At 59.0% G+C, this 17260-nt stretch carries 20 protein-coding genes and 7 tRNA genes; 9 read left to right on the forward strand and 18 right to left on the reverse strand.

Annotation, left to right across the window (positions count from 1 at the left end; translation table 11 throughout):
* Nucleotides 1-292: 292 nt before the first annotated feature.
* Entirely contained in the window at nucleotides 293-718 is a 426-nt protein-coding gene (locus D0901_RS21255; RefSeq protein ID WP_233440394.1) for a helix-turn-helix domain-containing protein, read from the reverse strand.
* 182 nt (nucleotides 719-900) lie between these two features.
* Complete coding sequence (locus D0901_RS09995; protein ID WP_129140159.1) at nucleotides 901-1593, reverse strand: YagK/YfjJ domain-containing protein; 693 nt, start codon at nucleotides 1591-1593, stop codon at nucleotides 901-903.
* 1044 nt (nucleotides 1594-2637) lie between these two features.
* Here D0901_RS09995 and D0901_RS10005 point away from each other — a divergent pair.
* The 8 genes from D0901_RS10005 to D0901_RS10035 all read left to right on the forward strand — a co-directional run bounded on the left by D0901_RS10005 (nucleotide 2638) and on the right by D0901_RS10035 (nucleotide 8034).
* Entirely contained in the window at nucleotides 2638-3606 is a 969-nt protein-coding gene (locus D0901_RS10005) for a DUF932 domain-containing protein (RefSeq protein WP_129140161.1), read from the forward strand.
* Between the two features lie 91 nt (nucleotides 3607-3697).
* Nucleotides 3698-3883, forward strand: coding sequence for a hypothetical protein (locus D0901_RS10010; RefSeq protein WP_129140162.1), 186 nt, complete (start codon nucleotides 3698-3700; stop codon nucleotides 3881-3883).
* 11 nt (nucleotides 3884-3894) lie between these two features.
* Complete coding sequence (locus D0901_RS10015) at nucleotides 3895-4632, forward strand: ERF family protein (RefSeq protein ID WP_129140163.1); 738 nt, start codon at nucleotides 3895-3897, stop codon at nucleotides 4630-4632.
* Between the two features lie 60 nt (nucleotides 4633-4692).
* A complete protein-coding gene (locus D0901_RS10020; protein ID WP_129140164.1) occupies nucleotides 4693-5304 on the forward strand; it encodes a lambda exonuclease family protein in 612 nt (203 codons plus the stop codon).
* An 11-nt stretch (nucleotides 5305-5315) separates the two neighbouring features.
* Nucleotides 5316-5813, forward strand: a complete 498-nt coding sequence (gene radC / locus D0901_RS10025) for a RadC family protein (protein WP_129140165.1) — start codon at nucleotides 5316-5318, stop codon at nucleotides 5811-5813.
* 140 nt (nucleotides 5814-5953) lie between these two features.
* Nucleotides 5954-6118 (forward strand): hypothetical protein, encoded by a 165-nt coding sequence (locus D0901_RS20895; RefSeq protein ID WP_162500851.1) that lies wholly within the window; start codon nucleotides 5954-5956, stop codon nucleotides 6116-6118.
* Between the two features lie 201 nt (nucleotides 6119-6319).
* A complete protein-coding gene (locus D0901_RS10030; protein ID WP_129140166.1) occupies nucleotides 6320-6760 on the forward strand; it encodes a LexA family protein in 441 nt (146 codons plus the stop codon).
* Complete coding sequence (locus D0901_RS10035; RefSeq protein WP_129140167.1) at nucleotides 6757-8034, forward strand: Y-family DNA polymerase; 1278 nt, start codon at nucleotides 6757-6759, stop codon at nucleotides 8032-8034. Before D0901_RS10030 ends, D0901_RS10035 begins: the two co-directional genes overlap by 4 nt.
* Nucleotides 8035-8320: 286 nt before the next feature.
* On the opposite strand, the gene D0901_RS10040 is transcribed toward D0901_RS10035, so the two are convergent.
* The 16 genes from D0901_RS10040 to D0901_RS10110 all read right to left on the reverse strand — a co-directional run bounded on the left by D0901_RS10040 (nucleotide 8321) and on the right by D0901_RS10110 (nucleotide 16575).
* Nucleotides 8321-8980, reverse strand: a complete 660-nt coding sequence (locus tag D0901_RS10040) for an SOS response-associated peptidase (protein ID WP_129140168.1) — start codon at nucleotides 8978-8980, stop codon at nucleotides 8321-8323.
* A gap of 17 nt (nucleotides 8981-8997) precedes the next feature.
* Nucleotides 8998-9996 carry a GTP pyrophosphokinase gene (locus D0901_RS10045; RefSeq protein WP_129140169.1) on the reverse strand — a complete coding sequence of 333 codons (999 nt, stop codon included), beginning with the start codon at nucleotides 9994-9996 and terminating at the stop codon, nucleotides 8998-9000.
* Nucleotides 9993-11090, reverse strand: a complete 1098-nt coding sequence (locus D0901_RS10050) for a nucleoid-associated protein (protein ID WP_129140170.1) — start codon at nucleotides 11088-11090, stop codon at nucleotides 9993-9995. The genes D0901_RS10045 and D0901_RS10050 overlap by 4 nt, the downstream gene beginning before the upstream one ends.
* A gap of 82 nt (nucleotides 11091-11172) precedes the next feature.
* Complete coding sequence (locus D0901_RS20900; RefSeq protein ID WP_162500852.1) at nucleotides 11173-11331, reverse strand: S24/S26 family peptidase; 159 nt, start codon at nucleotides 11329-11331, stop codon at nucleotides 11173-11175.
* A gap of 339 nt (nucleotides 11332-11670) precedes the next feature.
* Nucleotides 11671-11758 (reverse strand) — tRNA-Ser (locus D0901_RS10055).
* Between the two features lie 96 nt (nucleotides 11759-11854).
* A complete protein-coding gene (locus D0901_RS10060) occupies nucleotides 11855-12355 on the reverse strand; it encodes a YiiD C-terminal domain-containing protein (protein ID WP_129140171.1) in 501 nt (166 codons plus the stop codon).
* Nucleotides 12356-12361: 6 nt separating this feature from the next.
* Nucleotides 12362-12922, reverse strand: a complete 561-nt coding sequence (locus D0901_RS10065; RefSeq protein ID WP_129140172.1) for a nitroreductase family protein — start codon at nucleotides 12920-12922, stop codon at nucleotides 12362-12364.
* 51 nt (nucleotides 12923-12973) lie between these two features.
* Complete coding sequence (gene queF / locus D0901_RS10070) at nucleotides 12974-13807, reverse strand: NADPH-dependent 7-cyano-7-deazaguanine reductase QueF (protein ID WP_129140173.1); 834 nt, start codon at nucleotides 13805-13807, stop codon at nucleotides 12974-12976.
* A gap of 3 nt (nucleotides 13808-13810) precedes the next feature.
* Nucleotides 13811-14584, reverse strand: a complete 774-nt coding sequence (locus D0901_RS10075; RefSeq protein ID WP_129140174.1) for an ABC transporter permease — start codon at nucleotides 14582-14584, stop codon at nucleotides 13811-13813.
* On the reverse strand, nucleotides 14581-15555 hold the full coding sequence (locus D0901_RS10080) for an ABC transporter ATP-binding protein (RefSeq protein ID WP_129140175.1): 975 nt from the start codon (nucleotides 15553-15555) through the stop codon (nucleotides 14581-14583). Before D0901_RS10080 ends, D0901_RS10075 begins: the two co-directional genes overlap by 4 nt.
* 317 nt (nucleotides 15556-15872) lie before the next feature.
* Nucleotides 15873-15947 (reverse strand) — tRNA-Gly (locus D0901_RS10085).
* A gap of 26 nt (nucleotides 15948-15973) precedes the next feature.
* Nucleotides 15974-16049: transfer RNA gene (locus tag D0901_RS10090), tRNA-Glu, on the reverse strand.
* Nucleotides 16050-16206: 157 nt separating this feature from the next.
* Nucleotides 16207-16281, reverse strand: a tRNA-Gly gene (locus D0901_RS10095).
* Nucleotides 16282-16315: 34 nt separating this feature from the next.
* A tRNA-Glu gene (locus tag D0901_RS10100) sits at nucleotides 16316-16391 on the reverse strand.
* A gap of 6 nt (nucleotides 16392-16397) precedes the next feature.
* Nucleotides 16398-16472: transfer RNA gene (locus tag D0901_RS10105), tRNA-Gly, on the reverse strand.
* A 27-nt stretch (nucleotides 16473-16499) separates the two neighbouring features.
* Nucleotides 16500-16575: transfer RNA gene (locus D0901_RS10110), tRNA-Glu, on the reverse strand.
* 237 nt (nucleotides 16576-16812) lie between these two features.
* On the opposite strand from D0901_RS10110, the gene msrB reads away from it, so the two are divergent.
* Entirely contained in the window at nucleotides 16813-17214 is a 402-nt protein-coding gene (gene msrB / locus D0901_RS10115; protein ID WP_129140176.1) for a peptide-methionine (R)-S-oxide reductase MsrB, read from the forward strand.
* Nucleotides 17215-17260: the final 46 nt, after the last annotated feature.

Consider the following 17260-nt stretch of genomic DNA (forward strand, 5'->3'; position numbering starts at 1 on the left):
GTGTGTTTGCACGGGCTATCAGTCGCCGTGCCTGGCCAAGAGTGGACCCCATGCCAACATCCTTGGAGGGCCTTGCTAAAAGCCAGGGTTAAATCATGCAAAGCCATTGACATCAAGGAGAGTCTATGGCAGAGACCTGCTCTTTTTTCTGGTCATCAGAACCTGATTTTTGCTATTTCTGCTATGGAATAGCAGTCATAGCGCGTATTGGGGCCAGATGACGACGTGATTCTCTGGTTGTCGCTCCAATTGGGCTGCCAACAGCGACCAAGACTTTGGTCGATGCATGGCGTCAGAGCACCTCCTGGAGGCGCTGCTGAAGAAGTGCCTTGGCCGGCCCAGATGGAAGCCTACGCTCCTGCTCCCAATCCTGGAGGGTTCGCGGGCTGATTCCTAACTGAGCAGCAAACTCTCTCTGAGTCAGTCTTTTCTTGTGACGCAAAGAACGCATGGCACTGACCAACTCCTCGACTGTTATTTCAGCCTGTGTGGTTGTGTTTTGATAACATTGAAGAACTGCGTCCGATGAAATAGGGTTAGCTGTGGAAACTAATTCGGAAGTTTGAGAGAAAGAATGTGTCAGCGACTGCGCAGGACATGATCTCGCCTTTTCACGAATCGGCAATCCTGACTTCGCCATGACTCTATCAGCATGCTCTGGGAACCGCTCTCGCAGAGAAGCAGCAAATAGGTCTTCATTATGGAAACCTTGCGACATGAGATATCTCCTTTCCCAGTTGTGGTCAACAGATGGAGAGATAAAAAGAGGCGACAGAACAACGGCACTGCCGCACATAAGATAGGTCATGCAAGAAAATAATGCTTGACAAAATAACGAGGTACTTTAAGAAGCTTGAATCTCTGATTACTCAGAAAACCTCAATTATGATAAATATTTTTTTATCTTCGACTAGTCTCAAAAGCATGAACATGGCCGCCGTATTGTTTAGAATGTGCCTTGCAGAGGTAACTGGACCACTCAAATAGAGCGGGCAAAGCCTGATACCCGTTAGCCGGCTCTAAATAATAGCACGACGTGTTTGAAGAGCGACACAATCTAACTTGCCCTACTGCGTCCTCTAAGGAAACCTGCAAAGCGCTGGCCCAGGCTTCAGCTACACGCCAGAACAAATTTTTCCCTTCATAATTCCAATTCCCGGGAGTGTAGTAGGCATGTAGGTTCAACAGTAGTAGAACATGGTAATGGGGCATCCCGTCCTGACTTATCTCCCGTGCACGGGCGTAACGCACACGACAGCCATGAGGAATACCCTGAGCTTGTTTCATTTTTCTGTCATGAGCAATCTTGGCATTTAATGACTTGTGGAATCGATTAATTGGACCATTGGTAGCGGCATCTTCTGGCAGAGGCACGCCATGTGGAAGGGTTAAGTCGAATCGACAGGCGAGTACACGCTTATGATCTTCAATGGCTTGACAAATCACACGATACAGGCGATACAGGTAATCTTCCACCAATGGTCCTTTACTGGTTTGTATTGGCAAAACCACACCAGGCTCAGGTTGATAAATGGGATCGTATATTAGATTTAGGTTAGTATTTTCGGCAAGACGTGATGGTGCAGGCTTCATGATAAAACTCCTTCGTATTTAGTTAACAAGCCTCTTCCCCCAGAGACAATGTGAGTTAGACACTAAACAAGGCAGCATTGTGACCCTTCATGGTCACATGGGTTTTACTAGCAGCCACCCAGCAGTACATCACCACCAATCAAAAATAATGCATTGCAATAATAATTACTAGACAATACTAACTTACCCTAAAATCAAAAACCTCTTAATTGCTAGCCACCCCCTTTAAACAAAACAAAACTACAAGGTTTTACCTGAAATCCTCCTTGCTTAATTACTCGCACAATACATCAAGACGATGCATCAAATATTTCGCCATCTTTGTCTCGCTGTGATGTATTTCAGACTGCCTTTCACTTACCGCTCAACCCATAATTCAGCGATGTAAAAAAATACGTCTCTGCCGGACCGGGCGCTGAATAGGCGCAAATGAGACCTGGATGGCACGGTGCCGCCGTATAGGATTCCTGGTCTGCCGGATATTCGAATCAATAATTTTTCAAACCTGTACTACCTCCTTGAAGCCATAGATGGATGGCTTTGATTCTCTTTTTTCTATTTTGAGGAGGCAGTTCAATGACGATGTCTTGTCCCAGCTGTGGCGCATCGCGGGTGGTGTCGCGCCATCATGGTCGGAAGGTAGGTGGCACCACGGGTGCGGTGGCCGGCACCGCCAGTGGGGCGGCTGGTGCCTGGAGTGGTGCCGAGGCCGGCGCGTTGGTTGGCGCAGTAGGCGGTCCGGTAGGGATCGCCGTCGGAAGCATCGCTGGCGCCGTCTTTGGTGGATTGGTCGGTGGCACGGCGGGCGGCGTCGCCGGGGCTCGCCTCGGCAGCGAGCTTGATAGCCAGGTGCTCGACAATCTCGAGTGCCGTGCCTGTGGCCACACCTTTCGCCCCCATGTCGATTGACCCCTCACGGTCCGTCTCACGAGTCCATCGCTGATCGGCGATACCCACACGATTCTTTCTCTACTTGCTCACAGTCGGCCTACTCCTAGGGGAGCGGGCCGTTATGCCGTGCTCGACATCCAAGGAGCTTTCCCCATGGCACATCTGATCGAACACATGGCCTACGTCGGCGATACCCCCTGGCATGGTCTGGGCCAGCAGCTGTCCCGTCACCAGCCGCTGGAAGTCTGGCGGCAGCAGGCCGGCATGGACTGGCACATCGAGGAATCCCCGGTGCGCTTCATCACCAATGGCGCGGGCCACTTGGGCAGCATCCACTCCTTCCCGGAGCAGAAGGTGCTCTATCGCTCCGACACCCAGGCCCCGCTGTCGGTGGTCTCCCAACGCTACAAGGTGGTACAGCCGGAAGAGGTGCTGGAGTTCTACCGGGATCTCACGGAATACGCAGGCTATGAGCTCGAGACGGCCGGCGTGCTCAAGGGTGGCCGCAAGTTCTGGGCTCTGGCGCGCAGTGGCCTGGGCGGAGCTCTGAAGGGCCAGGATCAGGTCAACGACTACCTGCTGCTGGCCACCTCCTGCGACGGTTCACTGGCTACCGTCGCCACCCCGACGTCCGTGCGGGTGGTCTGCAACAACACCCTGACCATCGCCGTGGACGGTACTTCGCAAGGCGTGAAGGTGCCGCACAGCACCGAGTTCCGTCCGCAGCTGGTCAAACAGCAGCTGGGGATCTCCGTGTCCCAGTGGGACGACTTCATGTATCGCCTGAAAACCCTGGCCGAGCGCAAGGTCAGCCAGGAAGAAGCGAGGACCTACTTCCAGTCGGTGATCTGCAACGCCGAGGCGCCGCTGGAGGATCCGTCCAAGCTACCTAACTTCCGTGCCCTCAATCGCGTCCAGAAGCTTTACCAGGGCGAGGGACGCGGTTCTCAGCTGTGCACGGCGCAAGGCACCGCCTGGGGCCTGCTCAACGCGGTCACCGAGTACGTGGACCACGAGAAGCGTGCTCGCAGCAACGATTACCGCATGGACTCCGCCTGGTTCGGCCAGGGCGCCGGCCTCAAGGACAAGGCGCTGGAGTCCGCCCTTGCGCTGGTGGCCTGAACGGCGCCCTTCGTTCTCCCCCGTCTTTCCCTCACCACGGCATAGCGCCCGGCCCATCAAAGGCCGGGCGTTTTTGTTTATGGAGGTACCGATGCAACCACCCATGACATTCGAGATCTGCCATGCCCTGACCCAGCTGACGCGTCAGTTACTCGAGGCTGGCGAGCAAGCGACCGAGACCCACGTGCTGGCCAAGGGTCAGGTCTATCGCGTGGCCGTATCCCTGGAGCCGGTCCCGACCGAGGAGCTCCCTGACGTCATCCAACGCTATCGATAACGGAGGCCATCATGGCAACCCCCATTCATCCCAAGACCGCCGACCAGACACCGATCGCTCAAGCAACCCAGGACAGCACCGCGATCATCCAGGTGATCGAGCGGGCCGCCCTCAATCCCGAGGTCGACATCGACAAGATGGAGCGCCTGTTGCAAATGCAGGAGCGGGTGCTCGACCGCCAGGCACTGATGGCCTATAGCGCCGCCATGGCGGCCATGCAGACCGAGCTGCCAAGCATCGCCGAGCGTGGCAAGACCAATAACGGGCACTACGCCACCCTAGAAGACATCGTCGATACCGTGCGTCCGATCATGAAGAAGCACGGCTTCGCGGTGAGCTTCCGGATTCAGACCCAGGAGCGTGGCATTCAGGTGACCGGCGTGCTGATGCACCAGGACGGTCATCGTGAAGAAACCAGCATGCTGTTGCCGGCCGATACCAGCGGCAGCAAGAACGCCGTCCAGGCCTTCGGTTCCTCTACCAGCTATGGCAAGCGCTACGTGCTCTGCGCCCTGCTCAACATCACCACCCGGGGCCAGGACGACAACGGCCACGCCGCCGCCCCGGTGAATCTGGTCACGCCCTTCCAGGCCGGGCAGATCCGGCAGCTGATTGCCGCCTGTCCCCCAGCGACCCAGGAGTGGTTCGTCGGTAAGTACGGCGACGCCCAGCAGGTGCCCCGTGGTGACTTCGACAAGCTGCGTGCCTCCCTGCAGAAGCGGGCCCAGCCCAACCGTCAACATCACTGAGCGGCCGGCGAGGGGCCTCCCCTCGCTGGCCTATGCCGTGTCATCGAGAAGGAGATCGTCATGCAGACCCTGACACTGGAACAGGGCACGCCCGAGTGGCATGCCGCCCGTCTGGGCATCGTCACCATGTCCGAGCTGAAGACTCTGCTGGTCAAGGGCAAGGGGCCGGGAGGCTTCGGTACCGGTGCGATGAGCTACATGCATCAGCTGATCGGCGAGCGCATCACCGGCGAGCCCTCCGATGCCTTCCAGGGCAACGCTCACACCCAGCGCGGTCATGAGCTGGAACCCGTGGCCCGGGAGCTCTATCACGAGGCCGCCGGCCTGCCCCAACTGGAGCAGGTCGGCATCATCCTCAACCACGGGGTGGGCTACTCGCCTGACTGCCTGGTCGACAGCAATGGCCTAGTCGAAATCAAGACCAAGCTGCCCAAGTACCAGATCGAGCTACTGCTGACCGACGAGCTGCCCCAGGAGCACGTCGCTCAGTGCCAAGGCGGGCTGTGGGTCAGCGAGTGCGAGTGGATCGACTTCGTCAGCTACTGGCCAGGCATGCCGCTGTTCGTGAAGCGCGCCTACCGGGACGAGGTGATGATCCGCACCATCGCCGAACGCGTCGAGGCGTTCTATGAGGAGCTGGAACGCCGCATGGCCATGGTCATGGCGGCCTAAGGAGCAACACCATGCACCACCGCAAGCTGAGTGCCGGCGAGACCGCCGGCACCTATCGCATCACCGACACGGTGACTGAATCGGAGCTCTTAAACATCGCCAAGGCATTCGCTCGTCGCCGACTGGCCAAAGGACGCAAGATCACCCAGCCAGCTCTCGCGTTCGAGTACCTGCAGGTGCTGCTGCAGGACTACGAGCACGAGGTCTTCAGCACCCTGTTCCTCGACAGCCAACATCGGGTAATCTGCTTCGAGGAGCTGTTTCGCGGCACCATCGACTCAGCGAGCGTCTACCCGCGTGAAGTGGTCAAGCATGCCCTGGCCTGCAACGCTGCTGCAGTGATCCTGGTTCACAACCATCCCTCGGGTGATCCCGAACCCAGTGACGCCGACCGACGCATCACCCAGCGGCTGAAGGAGGCACTGGGACTGGTGGAGATTCGCGTCGTTGACCATTTGGTGATCGGCTTGGATGCCTGCGTTTCGTTTGCCGAGCGAGACCTTGTGTAAAGCGCATACGTTAAGCCCCTCCATCATGGAGGGGCTAGATGCCCAGCACATATTTTTTTATTAGGGCGATTGAATTTACAGACTCCAGCCCCCATAGCTTGCGTTCCCACTAAAGCCATTTCACACAGGAGGTGCACGCTATGACTATGATACGCCCGGAGGTGCTGAAGGAAGCTATGCGAGCATTAGATTTTGAGGGCACACCTATAGATGAGCTGGACAGTGATCAGGACGAGCTCATTGAAAATTTCATCGATAAAAATTATGGCAAGGACGGATATATTGAGAATGACGACAGGATGTAGCTGCTGTCCTTCAGGATGCTGGATTGTGATCCAGCATCCGGTAAATGTTCATTCCTGCCAATTCGTGATCCTGCCACAATCCGCGCCATGCCGGGCCCGGCCGCTTGTTCCCCCTGACTGCTGTTCATATTAGCGTTTGCCTAAGGGTGTGCTGCTGTCGAATACTGTATAAATGAACAGTATTTGACAAGAGGAACCGCCATGCGCGATCCCGAGATCCGCCATCCGCACCCGGCACCGCCGTACAGCGCCCTGCCCCATCCGCTGGCCACCATCCGCGCCGGCATCTCCGGCTTCCCCTCGCCGGCGGAGGACTACGTCGGCCGCACGCTCGACCTCAACGAGCGGCTGGTGAAGCGCCCCGCGGCCACGTTTTTTATGACCGTCACCGGTGACAGCATGGTCGAGTTCGGCATCCAGGACGGCGACACCCTGGTGGTGGACCGCTCGATCGACGCCCGCCCCGGACACATCGTCGTCGCCCTGGTCGACGGCGAGGTGATCGTGAAGCGCTACGAGATGATCGGGAAGCGGCCCTACCTGTGCTCCGGCAACAGCCAGTACGCGCCGATCCCGCTCGCCAACCTCGACTGCCAGGTATGGGGCGTGGTGCGCTCGGTCATCCACGAGTACGCCGTATGATCGGGTTGGTGGACTGCAACAACTTCTACGTCAGCTGCGAGCGCGTCTTCCAGCCGCGGCTCGAGGGCCTGCCGGTGGGCGTGATGTCCAACAACGACGGCTGCGTGATCGCCCGCTCCAACGAGCTCAAGGCCCTGGGCGTCGAGATGGGCACCCCAGCCTTCGAGCTGCAGCAGTGGGTCAACCAGGGCCGCATTCACCTACTCTCCTCCAACTACGAGCTCTACGGCGACATGAGCGCCCGGGTGCGCGAGGTCCTCGAGGAGTTCTCCGCCGGCGTCGAGCCCTACTCCATCGACGAGATGTTCGTCAGGTTCGACGACTTCGACGCCGCCACCACCCAGGCACTCGCGCGCACGCTCTACCGCAACGTGCGCCAGTTCACCGGCATCCCTGTCTGCGTGGGCGTGGCGCCCACCCGCACCTTGGCCAAGCTGGCCAACCGCGCCGCCAAGAATCTGCCGGAATTCGACGGGGTGTGCGTGATGCACGCCGACGGCGACGACACACGACGCCTGCTCGAGCGCACCGCCCTGGGCGACGTCTGGGGCGTCGGCCGCCGGCTGGTCGAGCGGCTGGCCATTCAGGGCATCGAGACCGCCTGGGATCTCCGCCAGGCCGACCCCAAGGCCATCCGCCGACGCTACTCCGTCACCCTCGAACGCACCGTGCGCGAGCTCCAAGGCACGCCCTGCATCGAGCTCAACGACGCCAGCGAGCCCCGCCAGCGCATCATGACCTCGCGCTCCTTTGGCCGCCTGACCGGCGAGCTGGGCGAGCTGCAGGACGCCATCCGCCAGCACGCCCAGCGCGGCGCCGAGAAGCTCCGCCAGCAGGACAGCCACGCCCGCGCCGTGCTCGTGTTCCTCAAGACCAACCGCCACCGGTCCGACCTGCCCCAGTACTCGCCCAGCGTCGTCGTCGAGCTGCCCGAGCCCAGCGACGACAGCCGGCCGATCCTGGCCGCCGCGCAGCAGGGGCTCGAGGCGATCTATCGCCGCGGGTATCGCTTTATGAAGGCCGGCGTAATGCTGCTCGACCTGGTGGACGCCAACCGCGAGCAGCTCTCGCTGCTCGACACGCCCGAGCGGGAAGTCCAGCGCGAACGCGACCACCAACTGATGGCCGCCCTGGACGAGCTGAACGGGAGGATGGGCAAGGGAACGGTACGCCTGGGCGTGCCGCGTCAGAACGCCGCCTGGCACCTGCGCTGCGCGCACCGCACGCCGAGGTGGACCACGCAGTGGCGAGAGTTGCCCAAGGCCAGAACCTGACAGCGGCATAAGAGATCCATGACGCATGATGTCGCGGATGTCCTACACCTACATAGCGCTTTCCTCCCCCCATCTAGCCTGAAAGCAACGGGGAGGATTCACCATGCCAGAGATCACACTGATGCCGGTTCCCATGGGACGCTGGGTGATGATGTGCCCCTGCGGAGCCGTCGAGATCCGCGCAGAACGGCCCACAATGGGCGACGTTCACACTGGAGAAGCTGGAAAGCAGGCATTACCGCGTCGTCTGCCATGCCTGCGGCCACGCTACCGAGCACTGGATCGGTCAGGCGTCGACGGGATCGATCAGTTCCGCGTCATCCTGAGTGGGCTTGTTCACCCGGGTACTCACCGGCCAGTGGGTGATCCGCTCGGGGGGCAGGTGGTGGACGATGTGGCGGATCGTCTCGCGATCAGTCAGGAGAGGATCGAGCCATGGCTCGAGGCTCTCCTCGTCCAGGGCCAGGGGCATGCGGAAGTGGATCTTTGCCGCCACGCCGCGGGCCGGCTCGGTGAGGATCGCGCAGCCGGGCTTGCCGTCCGGCCGCTCGCTCCAGATGCCCGCCAGCCAGATCGGCTCGCGATCCTCGCGGCACAGGAAGTGCGGCTGCTTCTTCCCGTCCACCAGCAGCCACTCGTACCAGCCATCCGCCGGCACCAGGCAGCGGTGATGGGCGAACGCCCCTTTGAAGTAGTTGGAGGTGGCCACCTTCTCGACGGTGGCGTTGATGGGCTCCGGTGCCTTCTCTTTCGCCCAGTGCGGCCGGTAGCCCCACCACACCTCGTCCATCACCAGCGGCGCATCATCGCTAGGATGGCGCACCGCGGTGATCCAAGTGCCCGGCGCCACATTGTAGCGCGGTGTCAGTTTCCGAGGCCCCAGCGGCAGGCGCAGGGCCTGGGAGAGCTTGGGATATAGGCTATAGAGAGCTAAGCGGCCGCACATAATGTTTAGTTGATTCTTCAGCGTCCATGAGGAGTAAAAGATTCGCCAAGGTCATTAGCCACATATTTCACTTCTTTATTGTAAACAGAAAGCGGCCAATTACTCCAAAAGTATGTCATTCCGTAAACTGAAATAATATAATACACAAAAAGAACGATCGGCTGCCTGAAGAAATAAAACTCTCCATAACGATCCTCAACAAAATGCCTGATAAATTTCTTCTTATCAAAAATATCTCTTAACCTCTCAGAAGAAAACTCCTCAACTGCATCAGCATAACTTTCCAAAACCGCAAAGTGCAGCTGTCTATCAGGATCATCAACTTGCAACCCAAAGTCTTCTGAAAAAACCTTCTCCAAGACCTTGATCACGGAATCCCGCTTATAATTCTCTGCCTGCAGCTTTTGCAAAGCTGTACAAAATATTTCATCTGTGGTTTCCATCAAAGCCATGCTTCTTGAAACATATCTTTCCGCTGAGGGAGGCACCACCCCTTTAGCTTTATAGATATTATCATGCACCAGCTCAGCATATGCGTGCTGAAGCAGAGTCCTTACTTGAACTTCACAACAAATAAAATCGGGTACCCTTACTCCACCGACGTCCAAGTCCCTTTTAGGCCGAACCTCGTAATGTTTAGATTGGTAGTCAAATACTTTTGGACTCACCTCTATATCGAGTGCAAAATCTTTAGATACTTCCCACCCCCAGTCTTGATGCTCAATAATTTTTTCGACAAGGCATAGGTCGTCTGTAGTGAGAACCACAAACCTTACCCCAACGAGATCTGTCATTTGCGTCTTAGGATCATCGTATTGCTTTATACTTATTTTATTCAACGCCGAATTTACGGCTTTCACTCTTGGAGTAGCGTCAATTTTTAAAAACTGGGGAGACAGTGCGCCAAGCCGGTTAGAAATTTCGTGCTTAACGATTTCGCTGACATAGTCTCCCCAGGCCTGCAAAGCAGGCCTTATGGACTCAAGATACTCTGCAAACTCTTCTTCAGTAGTCATCCTAGGTCACTTACATTACCCTGAATTCTAACTAAAGTATCATTGTCACCACGCTCTTCTACTGTAACCAAGTTCTGGAAGTCATCAGAAGGCCCCGTTATGGAAATGCCCGAGGTGAAATTGACCTTTCTTTTCTTCCTGAGCTTAGACTCAATATACTCTACATCCTTCTCAACGCCACCCTGAGGGAAGCCTCGATCCTGCATGTAATCAACATAGGCTTCAGAGTGATCTTCTTCAAGATACTTTTCGGCAAAATCTGCTGAACTAACGATAGCAGTTTGACTTTTAAGCTCTGCCCGCAACGACTCTACATAATCAAATTTCTTACCTTCATCAACATCTAGAGAGTTGATGTAGTCAACAGTATACTCATAAAAATTTTGCGTTAGCTTTTTGGAAGAAGAGCTAATCCCCATGCCAAGAAAAGTATTATAAAAATATGAAGCTGCAGTTCGCGTCTCAACACTGGTCAGCAAATGATCGAACAAAAACGCTCTATAATTTGATTTATTATACCTTCCATTTTCCGGAGGGGCCGAAACAGTCTCAACTAAGCAGCCAATCTTATAGAGCTTCTGAGCTTCAGTAAGAAAAATGTCTCTAACATAGTTCAAAGCTACCGTTTGATCATCTACAGCCTCAGTGGTAAATCCATCTTGAAACTCTGCTTTTATCACTGAGACAAACGGTCTGGCATGCTCACCAACCCGCCCAGAGATGATCGCCATAACTCCACCCGGAATCTTTCTCGTCAGAGCATCAGTCAAATTATTTGCTAAAACTTCTGAAAGCTCAATAAAGCGGTCTACATCACAGTGCAGCATTTCTGCTGCAATTTGAAAAAAACTCCCTTCATCCGCCTGATCAATGCTCATCTCAATGCCATGGGACTTATTGCCAAGCGCGGCAGTCACACGGCTTTGAAGAGCCGACTTCTCTTCAGCATTCAAATTAATAAAATGCTTTTTAATTGCAGGCGGCACCCGAGTTTTATCCTCGGCTGGCGCAAACACATGGTGGATCATCAACTTCTCTATAATCACACCTTCAAAAGGAAAATTGCCAGTCAAGACATTTACAGCTTGGTTCATACCCTCTCCCTTGCGTCACCAGTAATTTATTATATTTTTTTGAGCTTCTACGACTCTTTAATTTATTTCTCCAATCCGAATCTCACACCGCCCCAGGATCTCCACGTCCTTCATACCCTGCGGCTTGATCATAGCGCGGGTTGTCGCTGATCAGCAGCCAGGCGACGCTGGCGACGCGCTGCACGCGCTTGATGCAGCGCTCGCCGTGCACGAGCAGCGGGAATACGCAGTTCCCGGCCATCCTGACGCTCTAGGGGATTGCCTTCCTGCATCGTGGATGCATATGAAGAAAAATCTGACATCGCCACTTCCCGGGCCTAGTCGTTCTCATAACACTTAGGTCGACACTACCTGAGAGAGGTACGGCCTGTCATGCCTGAACTAGGAGGCGACCGACCAAGGTGGGTGGTAGCAACATCGAGAAAATGGAAGGCGTGAGGGGGACAGCAGAAGGACACACTGTCCAACAGCGTCCTGGGAAGGCCAGTGAAAGCCAGACACAAAGTATGGGCTGAAGTATGGGCTGAGAGGGTATAGAAAAAGAAAAAGCCGCTGAAATCAGCGGCTTCTCTATATTCTGTGGCGGAGGGGGAGGGATTCGAACCCTCGAAGCCTTTCGACTTACACACTTTCCAGGCGTGCTCCTTCGACCACTCGGACACCCCTCCGCAACTTTTCGTCCCGCGCTTTGGCCGGCGGCCTCTGCATCAGAACGGCGCACATGTTAACGAGCTAACCCCGCGATTGCAAGCGGATTTCCGGATTCATGCCGGGAGCACGGCGTAATCGCCCTCCGCCTGGAAGCACAGGGTGTCACCGACGTACAGCTGCTGCGCCAGCGCCAGGCGCCCCTTGCCACGCTCGCGCAGGCTGGCTTGCAGGTCACTGGCGCCCTGCGCCGCCTGTGGCCGGCAGATCAGTCGGTAGTCCGCCGTGACCGGGGCCAGATAGCGCTGGCTGGCGTGGGCGACGACGACATCCTGACGGCGCCCACGCGCCCGCAGCCAGAGCGTCGTCCAGGTCCAGCCGATCAACGTGGCCTGGGCAGCCAGCGACCCGCCGAAGCCACTGCCCTTGTCGTTGAGGTTGGGCGCGAGCCGTAGCTGCCAGACAAGGGCGTCCTCCTCCCAGGCCATGGATTGCAGTCCCAGGTGCCCGACCAGCGGGATCGCCTCTTCCAGCCAGGCCTGGAAGGCGGCGAGGTCCTCGACCTTGGCGTCGTGGGGCAACGGCGGATGCGCGAAGGGCTGGCCGGGGCGACGCATCGCGGTTCAGTCCCAGCGTTCGACGAACTCGGCCGGATCGCGCTCGGGGATCGGCGGAAAGCGACCGCCCGGCTGACCGAGGTAGAGAAAGGCGACGATCTCGTCGTGTTCGCCGAGCCCGAGTCCCTCGCGGACCACCGGATCGAAGGCGAAGGTGCCGGTCCGCCACATCGCGCCCAGCCCCTGCGCCTGGGCGGCCAGCAGCATGGCGTGCGCGGCGCAGCCCGCCGAGAGCACCTGCTCGACAGCCGGCACCTTGGGCAGGTCGGGCGTGCCCCTGGCGATCACCGCGATGATCAGGGGCGCGCGCTTGGGCTTCTTGCGGATGGAATCCAGATGCGACGCGTCGAGATCGGGGTTCTTGCGCGCCTCCCCCTCGGCGAAAAGCTCGCCGAGGCGGTCGATGCCTTCGCCGCTGAACTCGATGAAGCGCCAGGGCGTGAGTTCCTTGTGGTCGGGGGCCCGCAGGGCGGCACGATAGAGGGCATCGAGCTGCTCGCGAGAGGGTGCGGGTCCGGCCAGCTTGCCCATCGAGCGGCGTTCATGAAGCAGGCGCATCGCCTCCATGGCACAACCTCCTATAAACGAGAACCTTTCTCGGCAATGTATCGTATTCGTTCACTGCCGCGCCAGGCGCAACGGCAAGGGCGGCGTTTCGCAGGGCGTGGCGCGCCAGGGGCTGATGTCCAGCCCACCGCGACGCACGTAGCGCGCCATCACCAGCAGGCGCTCGGGACTGGCGCGCTCCATCAGGTCGGTGAAGATGTGCTCGACGCAATGCTCGTGAAAATCCTGGTGCTGACGAAAGCCGATCAGGTAGCGCAGCAGACCCTCGCGATCGAGCCGCGGCCCCCGGTAACGAATCAGCACGCTGCCCCAGTCGGGCTGGCCGGTCACCGGGCAGTTGGACTTGAGCAGATGCGAGTGCAGGGTCTCTGCGACGCTATCGGGTCCGGCCCGCAGGAGATCGGCATTGGGAGTGTAGTCGTCGACGGCGATGTCCAGCCCATCGATGCACTCGCCGGGCAAGGCCCGCGGCGCCAGCTCGGCATCGTCCACGGCGAGCAGGTCGACGCTGATAGGCCGCCCGGCGGCGTCGCCGAGATCGCGCCGCAGCGTGGCGACGACACGCTCGCGGCTGTCGAAGCGGGTCTGGTTGAAGCCGTTGAGATAGAGCTTCCAGGACTTGGACTCGATCAGGTTCGGCGAGTCCGCCGGCAGCCGGAATCGCGCCACGGCGACCACCGGCTTGCCGCGCGCATCGAGCCAGGAGAGTTCGAAGGCGTGCCACTCGTCCTCGCCGACGAACGGCAGGTCGCCCGCTGCGATGCCCAGCGGCGCCCGGTTGGCGGCACGCGGAATGGCGAACAGCAGCCCGGGGTCGTAGCGCTCGGGATAGGCGGACTCGCGCCCCAGCGGGGCGCCCGTCAGGGTATCGGGGCGGTGCGCCATTGGTCAGCTCCTGATGCCCTTGCCGCGCTCGAGCATCCACAGCGCGAGCAGGAAGAAGACGACGATGAACAGCGCCACGGCGATCAGCGCACCGGCCACCGGGATGTCCGACACCCCCAGGATGCCGTAGCGGAAGGCGTTGACCATGTAGAGGATCGGATTGACCATCGACACGCCCTGCCAGAAGTCCGGGAGCATGTCGATCGAGTAGAACACGCCGCCCAGGTAGGTCAACGGCGTCAGCACGAAGATCGGCACGATCGAGATGTCGTCGAACTTGTTGGCCAGCAGCGCGTTGATGAAACCGCCGATGGCAAACAGCGTGGCGGTCATGGTCACCACGCCCACGGTCACCAGTGGGTGATAGATCGACAAGTCGGTGAAGAACAGCGACACCAGGGTCACGATCAGACCGACGCCCAGGCCACGGGCCATGCCGCCGAGGACGAAACCGCCCAGGATCACCCAGTTGGGCATCGGCGAGACCATCATCTCCTCCACGCTGCGCTGGAACTTGTTGGAGAAGAACGACGAAGCCACGTTGGAGTAGCTGTTGGTGATCACCGACATCATGATCAGCCCGGGGACGATGTAGGCCATGTAGTCGAAGCCGTCCATCTCGCCGACCCGCGAGCCGATCAGGTTGCCGAAGATGATGAAGTACATGGTCATGGTGATCGACGGCGGCAGCAGGGTCTGCGGCCAGATACGCGTGAAACGGCGTACCTCCTTGACCACCAGCGTCCACAGCGCGACCAGGATCTGGCGTGGATTCATGACGGCGTCTCCTCGCTCGGCGTGGCGGCCCGATTCGCCCCGGCCCGGGCGTTGTCGTCCTTGACCATGGACACGAACAGCTCCTCGAGGCGGTTGGCCCTGTTGCGCATCGACACGACGTCGATGCCCAGCTCGCTGAGTTGCGAGAACGCCGCATTGAGGCGCTGCCCCTTGCGCAGAGACAGCGCCAGCTGGGCGCGGTCGACCTGCTCGATCTCGAAGCCGTCGAGCTCGGGTGCGCGCTCGATCGGCGCCGCCAGGTCGAGCAGGAAGGTCTCGGTATCCAGCTCGGTCAGCAGGTCACGCACCGAGGTGTTCTTGACGATTTCGCCGTTGTTGATGATCGCGATATTGCGACACAGGCTCTCGGCTTCCTCGAGGTAATGCGTGGTGAGGATGATGGTGGTGCCCTCCTCACGGTTGATGCGCCGCATGTAGTCCCACATGCTGCGGCGCAGCTCGATGTCCACGCCGGCGGTGGGCTCGTCGAGGATCAGCAGCCGCGGCCGGTGGATCAGGGCACGGGCGATCATCAAGCGGCGCTTCATGCCGCCGGAGAGCATGCGCGCCGGGCCGTTGCGCTTGTCCCAGAGCCCCAGGTCCTTGAGCAACTGATCGCAGCGCGGCTTGGCCTCGCGCAGCGACATGCCGTAGTAGCCGGCCTGGGAGAGGATGATGTCCTCGACCTTCTCGAACTGGGAAAAGTTGAATTCCTGGGGCACCACGCCGAGATGGTATTTCGCCTTGGCGAAATCCCGGTCGATGTCGATACCGTAGATGGACACCTCGCCGGCCGTCTTCTGGACCAGCGAACAGACGATGCCCAGCGTGGTCGACTTGCCGGCACCGTTGGGGCCCAGCAAGGCAAAGAAATCGCCCTGGGGCACATCCAGATCGATACCCTTCAAGGCATGAAAGCCATTACCGTAGACCTTGGTCAGGCCCCGGATGGCCAGTGCAGGTACTGTCATAAAATGACCTTGTCTTCAGACGATCATCGGGTACGCCAGCGCGATTGCGCGACAAAGGGTGACTGATATGCGGGCGGCGCACGAAAAATCAATGATTGACGGACTCGGCGCCGAAGGTCGCATCGTCGACTGGCGGAGGGGGAGATTGGAGCGGGAAACGAGATTAGATCGGGCGGCGTTCCGCCGGGCTGGCGTTCCAGCTCGCGACCCTCGACTACCCTTCCTGCAATGCAAAATCTTGGAGCGGGAAACAGGATTCGACCGGGCTGGCGCTCCAGCTCGCGACCCTCGACTACCCTTCCTGCAACGCAAAATCTTGGAGCGGGAAACGAGATTCGAACTCGCGACCCTCGCCTTGGCAAGGCGATGCTCTACCACTGAGCTATTCCCGCTTATCTGAAGCTGGCCGGCAAGCAAGTGGCGTCCCATAGGGGGTTCGAACCCCTGTTACCGCCGTGAAAGGGCGGTGTCCTGGACCACTAGACGAATGGGACGCAATCTGGAGCGGGAAGGAGGATTCGATCGGACCGACGTATCGGCTCGCGACCTCCACCACAACTTCTTCGACTCCAAAATCTGGAGCGGGAAACGAGATTCGACCGGGCTGACGCTCCAGCTCGCGACCGCTGTCACACTTCTGCTCCAAGAAACTGGAGCGGGAAACGAGATTCGAACTCGCGACCCTCGCCTTGGCAAGGCGATGCTCTACCACTGAGCTATTCCCGCACGCTTGCAACGCCAAAACTGGCTGACCGGAAAGTGGCGTCCCATAGGGGGTTCGAACCCCTGTTACCGCCGTGAAAGGGCGGTGTCCTGGACCACTAGACGAATGGGACGCAATCTGGAGCGGGAAACGAGATTCGAACTCGCGACCCTCGCCTTGGCAAGGCGATGCTCTACCACTGAGCTATTCCCGCGCTTTCCAGTTTTACCTCAAGAGGAAGTGGCGTCCCATAGGGGGTTCGAACCCCTGTTACCGCCGTGAAAGGGCGGTGTCCTGGACCACTAGACGAATGGGACGCAGTGCCTTGCCTCGTCGAGGTGGCGCGTATATTAATTAGCCCGCCCCCGGGTGTCAACCTCGCCACGTCGCCATGTGTCACGTCTATGCTGGGAAAGGCTGACAGGGCGTGGCCCATACCCGCCCCGCAGGGCACGAATCGCGCGTGCGGCAGCGCGACAAGCTCTGGAATCGACCCGCCGATCTGTTGTCTCATGAGCGGGGACGAACGCCGCCCACCGATGAGGAGAACGTCGATGCGCAACAAGCTGAAGAAGAGCGACGCCGAATGGCGTGAACAGCTCACACCCGAGCAGTACCGCGTCACCCGCGAGCACGGCACCGAGGCGCCGTTCAGCGGCGACCACCAGGTCAGCGACGCACAGGGGATCTATCACTGCGTGTGCTGCGGGGCGGCGCTGTTCGAGAACGAGCACAAGTTCGACGCCGGCTGCGGCTGGCCGAGCTTCGACCGTCCGCTGGGCAAGGGCTCGGTCGAACAGCATCTCGACGAGTCCCATGGCATGCGACGCACCGAGGTGGTCTGTTCGCACTGCGATGCCCATCTGGGTCACGTCTTCCCCGACGGCCCGCCCGAGACCACCGGGCAGCGCTACTGCATCAACTCCGTGGCGCTGGACTTCCACCCCGACGAGTGAGCCACCCGCGACCGCCGCACCGGGCGCCGATCTGCTAAGATGGCGC

It is taken from the genome of Modicisalibacter coralii (assembly GCF_004117855.1).
In the GTDB taxonomy this organism is placed as follows: domain Bacteria; phylum Pseudomonadota; class Gammaproteobacteria; order Pseudomonadales; family Halomonadaceae; genus Modicisalibacter; species Modicisalibacter coralii.

What these genes read in the sequence shown, in the direction of transcription:
- D0901_RS10010 (WP_129140162.1), top strand. Translation starts at nt 3,698, where the DNA reads ATGCAACCACCCATGACATTCGAGATCTGCCATGCCCTGACCCAGCTG.
- D0901_RS10075 (WP_129140174.1), bottom strand. Translation starts at nt 14,584, where the DNA reads ATGAATCCACGCCAGATCCTGGTCGCGCTGTGGACGCTGGTGGTCAAG.
- D0901_RS10060 (WP_129140171.1), bottom strand. Translation starts at nt 12,355, where the DNA reads ATGCGTCGCCCCGGCCAGCCCTTCGCGCATCCGCCGTTGCCCCACGAC.
- queF (WP_129140173.1), bottom strand. Translation starts at nt 13,807, where the DNA reads ATGGCGCACCGCCCCGATACCCTGACGGGCGCCCCGCTGGGGCGCGAG.
- D0901_RS09995 (WP_129140159.1), bottom strand. Translation starts at nt 1,593, where the DNA reads ATGAAGCCTGCACCATCACGTCTTGCCGAAAATACTAACCTAAATCTA.
- msrB (WP_129140176.1), top strand. Translation starts at nt 16,813, where the DNA reads ATGCGCAACAAGCTGAAGAAGAGCGACGCCGAATGGCGTGAACAGCTC.
- D0901_RS10005 (WP_129140161.1), top strand. Translation starts at nt 2,638, where the DNA reads ATGGCACATCTGATCGAACACATGGCCTACGTCGGCGATACCCCCTGG.
- D0901_RS10015 (WP_129140163.1), top strand. Translation starts at nt 3,895, where the DNA reads ATGGCAACCCCCATTCATCCCAAGACCGCCGACCAGACACCGATCGCT.
- D0901_RS20895 (WP_162500851.1), top strand. Translation starts at nt 5,954, where the DNA reads ATGACTATGATACGCCCGGAGGTGCTGAAGGAAGCTATGCGAGCATTA.
- D0901_RS10035 (WP_129140167.1), top strand. Translation starts at nt 6,757, where the DNA reads ATGATCGGGTTGGTGGACTGCAACAACTTCTACGTCAGCTGCGAGCGC.
- D0901_RS21255 (WP_233440394.1), bottom strand. Translation starts at nt 718, where the DNA reads ATGTCGCAAGGTTTCCATAATGAAGACCTATTTGCTGCTTCTCTGCGA.
- D0901_RS10065 (WP_129140172.1), bottom strand. Translation starts at nt 12,922, where the DNA reads ATGGAGGCGATGCGCCTGCTTCATGAACGCCGCTCGATGGGCAAGCTG.
- D0901_RS10045 (WP_129140169.1), bottom strand. Translation starts at nt 9,996, where the DNA reads ATGACTACTGAAGAAGAGTTTGCAGAGTATCTTGAGTCCATAAGGCCT.
- D0901_RS10080 (WP_129140175.1), bottom strand. Translation starts at nt 15,555, where the DNA reads ATGACAGTACCTGCACTGGCCATCCGGGGCCTGACCAAGGTCTACGGT.
- D0901_RS10050 (WP_129140170.1), bottom strand. Translation starts at nt 11,090, where the DNA reads ATGAACCAAGCTGTAAATGTCTTGACTGGCAATTTTCCTTTTGAAGGT.
- D0901_RS20900 (WP_162500852.1), bottom strand. Translation starts at nt 11,331, where the DNA reads ATGGCCGGGAACTGCGTATTCCCGCTGCTCGTGCACGGCGAGCGCTGC.
- D0901_RS10020 (WP_129140164.1), top strand. Translation starts at nt 4,693, where the DNA reads ATGCAGACCCTGACACTGGAACAGGGCACGCCCGAGTGGCATGCCGCC.
- radC (WP_129140165.1), top strand. Translation starts at nt 5,316, where the DNA reads ATGCACCACCGCAAGCTGAGTGCCGGCGAGACCGCCGGCACCTATCGC.
- D0901_RS10030 (WP_129140166.1), top strand. Translation starts at nt 6,320, where the DNA reads ATGCGCGATCCCGAGATCCGCCATCCGCACCCGGCACCGCCGTACAGC.
- D0901_RS10040 (WP_129140168.1), bottom strand. Translation starts at nt 8,980, where the DNA reads ATGTGCGGCCGCTTAGCTCTCTATAGCCTATATCCCAAGCTCTCCCAG.